Here is a 2,737-nt window from a genome sequence, read left to right on the forward strand (position 1 = left end):
AAAAAATAATGATGTAATTTTAATATCTTACAACAGCCCTCCTCCTTGGCGGGCTGGTAAAGTTTGCGAAAACTGTTTTAAGGAACCACGTATTCACTGGGGTTCAGGACAAAGCGGGAACTGCTGTTTAAATGTTGATTCCATATTCGATTGCGCAAACCATTTTTGCCGGTGGCGCTACCGATATATTCAATTTTGCCGCTACCTATATTTATAAAAGCATAAACACCGACTGTTTTCGGAAAGTCTCCACGAGTTGCATCTTTAATGCAAATTCGATTATGAAATTCAAAATCCATGATATTTTTTGCTATTTAATGTGTTAAGAAATGCATTTGTTGAACAACCATACAAAGCTTGCAAGAGGAATTGATACAACTATTATAAGCGAGAGGCAGCCAGCTTTGTTGTTTGTATTCTTTGACTCTGCACTATTTTTTTCTTCAAGCAAGATACAATCTAACGCATCATCATCGTCAAAAATATTACCATCTTCCATGGTTAACCCCTGAATCCTAGAAGCCTTATTGCCTTATCAGCCTTATTATTTCTGATTGGCATTTTGGTTGGTTTAGCCCAACCTATTAGCTCTTGAACACATGAAGGGCCGAAATGATTAAGTTTGTATTTTCCTTTCGGAGAAATTAATTCATGAATTCGGTACTCAACAGGATATGCTTCGTCTAGTAAGAATGAAAATGATGAACGAATATCTTGTATTGAGTTTTCGTTAACAAATTTTTCATCAGCTCCAAATCTTTGGATTAAACTCCGAGCAGCATGAAAAGAACGGTAAATAATTAATGCTTCATTTATTGACAAGGAAGATATTTTTTTGGGAGAAAGTATATTTTGAATATGTTTCGAGTCGTTACCCATTTTTTCTGTGTAGCTTGTAGTTGCAGATTTGTCCCATTTGCAATATTCTTTAAATAAATCTGGAATTGTTTTATCTCGTTTTTCGGGGTTACCTATCAGACCTTTTAAGCGTCTTTGTTCACAGATTTTAACGATCCAATGCCAAAAATGATCAATCACCAGATACTCTGGCACCATCGGATACTCACTTCTTGATATTTCGCTGACAAGATCTTTCACTTTGTCTGCTACATTCCAAAATTCAGCATATTCTGAGGCTTTTGGGATGATTTTTATATTCTTGGGGGAAATTTTTGTTTTTATAGTTGATTTGTCGCTATTGCTATAGTTTACAAATTTGTCATATCTGATTTTGTATCGATTCAGCTCGTCAGGTTGGAGCGGAGTTGATTCTTCAATTATTTGCTCAAGAGTTGTGTCTATTTGAGTTAATGCGTCTTGATCGTGAATAACTACATTAGTTTCGATATTACTATTCATTCCACCGTTGGTAAAATTGGATGAACCTATTATTGCATTTGATATCCCTCGCATCTCATCATAAAATGCATAAATCTTTGAATGAAAATCATCACCGAGAAATGATATTTGAACATTTTTTCTATGAAGTATTTTTTTAATCGAATAGTAATTGGTTGGTGGGCGAAGACTAACAATTAATGTCACTTCTATTCCAATATCCAAAAATTTCTCAATAGTATTTGAATCACTGAAAAAAGCCACTGCAATTATGATTTTGTGAGCAGAATTAGCTAGATTATTGAATACGGCTTGTGTTGAGTTTGGAGAAACCTTATTGGTGATTATTTCTGTTGTCATTGTTGTTTCTCCATCGCATCAACTACGCCCACAACCGTCGGGGCGAATATGTGATCGGTAGCGGCGGTATTGAATCCGCCAACAAGTTCATCTGCCACGTCCGTTTGAAGAGAAGCGGCGCCTGGTGGCTCAAGGAGAACGGCAATGGTATGCTTGCTCTACGCTGCGCCATCGTCAATGGCACCCTGGACGAAGCATTCCGGCGCTACGTCGCAAGGGACCAGCAGAAACGTTTCGCATTGGGGACAAACTCGTAATGCTCCCTGTTTCTCCTCATGCTAACGGTGAAATAACCTGCCGGTCGATGCGCAGGCCACCTTTCAAAACCGCGCTTTATTCCGGTCAGGTTTATCGGTTGGTTGGGAAGTTATTCTATGCCAAGTATTTTCAAGCAGCCTTTAGGCCCGAAAAACATATTGGCGTCGGGTAGAGGCATGTTAATTTTGTATTGGAGTCCTTTTCCATCCAGACTCCAAACACGTCGTTCAATGTAATGCATAACTTCTTCTTTGTTGAAAACCCATCCCTGGCTGGCAGACTTGAGCAAGATTAGGTTGTACGGAAAGTGGTCGTTAAGCACGGTCATGATTTCTTTGGCAAGGCCCCAGAATGGCTTTTTGCTGCGACTTATTTTTATCACTAAGAATCCGCTAGGATGTCTAAAGTAGTTCCTCTCACGAAAAAGCGACCGATAGAGACTGTAGGCTTCGTCGGATTCACTCGGTTCGTTTGCACCGATTGAGTTGGCGAATTGTATGATTTCAGGTTCCACTGGAAACAACAACCTCGGTTTGAATTTAGCTGTGGCTACACGCTACGATTCGTTGGTCCGGGGTCGGACCAAGTCAACCCTTTGATTTTTCAATGCAATCACTCAAATAATAGGCACTATTCAGTGCTATGGCTCGATTTTCGGGGGTGAAATTGACGCCATAGCTTTCCTGGGATTCGCGCAGCACGAATGAATCCCCCACCGACACAACGTCACGACCTCTCCCGCGCATTCCGAGCATCTGCTGTGTTTTCCTGACGAATTCAG

At 40.1% G+C, this 2,737-nt stretch carries 6 protein-coding genes; 1 reads left to right on the forward strand and 5 read right to left on the reverse strand.

The annotated features are described in order from the left end of the window. Positions 1-77: 77 nt before the first annotated feature. The 3 genes from JWG43_RS17315 to JWG43_RS17325 are packed head-to-tail and all read right to left on the reverse strand — an operon-like array spanning position 78 to position 1,698. Positions 78-299: a GIY-YIG nuclease family protein gene (locus JWG43_RS17315; RefSeq protein WP_205244200.1), complete on the reverse strand. Its 222-nt coding sequence runs from the start codon at positions 297-299 to the stop codon at positions 78-80. Positions 300-322: 23 nt separating this feature from the next. Then, entirely contained in the window at positions 323-499 is a 177-nt protein-coding gene (locus tag JWG43_RS17320; protein WP_205244201.1) for a hypothetical protein, read from the reverse strand. Between the two features lie 2 nt (positions 500-501). Beyond that, positions 502-1,698 (reverse strand): phospholipase D family protein, encoded by a 1,197-nt coding sequence (locus JWG43_RS17325; RefSeq protein ID WP_205244202.1) that lies wholly within the window; start codon positions 1,696-1,698, stop codon positions 502-504. On the opposite strand from JWG43_RS17325, the gene JWG43_RS17330 reads away from it, so the two are divergent. Further along, a complete protein-coding gene (locus JWG43_RS17330; protein ID WP_205244205.1) occupies positions 1,692-1,955 on the forward strand; it encodes a hypothetical protein in 264 nt (87 codons plus the stop codon). The genes JWG43_RS17325 and JWG43_RS17330 overlap by 7 nt on opposite strands. A gap of 110 nt (positions 1,956-2,065) precedes the next feature. Here JWG43_RS17330 and JWG43_RS17335 read toward each other — a convergent pair whose 3' ends face one another. After that, positions 2,066-2,470, reverse strand: coding sequence for a hypothetical protein (locus JWG43_RS17335; RefSeq protein ID WP_205244203.1), 405 nt, complete (start codon positions 2,468-2,470; stop codon positions 2,066-2,068). Between the two features lie 73 nt (positions 2,471-2,543). After that, positions 2,544-2,737, reverse strand: a 194-nt coding sequence (locus JWG43_RS17340; protein ID WP_205244204.1) for a hypothetical protein, incomplete at its 5' end; no start/stop codon positions are given.

This window comes from Desulfobulbus alkaliphilus, from assembly GCF_016918545.1.
Taxonomy (GTDB): Bacteria; Desulfobacterota; Desulfobulbia; order Desulfobulbales; family Desulfobulbaceae; genus Desulfobulbus; species Desulfobulbus alkaliphilus.

Excerpts from the sequence above, each read along its gene's own strand:
- JWG43_RS17320 (WP_205244201.1), bottom strand. The coding sequence starts at position 499 with ATGGAAGATGGTAATATTTTTGACGATGATGATGCGTTAGATTGTATC.
- JWG43_RS17325 (WP_205244202.1), bottom strand. The coding sequence starts at position 1,698 with ATGACAACAGAAATAATCACCAATAAGGTTTCTCCAAACTCAACACAA.
- JWG43_RS17315 (WP_205244200.1), bottom strand. The coding sequence starts at position 299 with ATGGATTTTGAATTTCATAATCGAATTTGCATTAAAGATGCAACTCGT.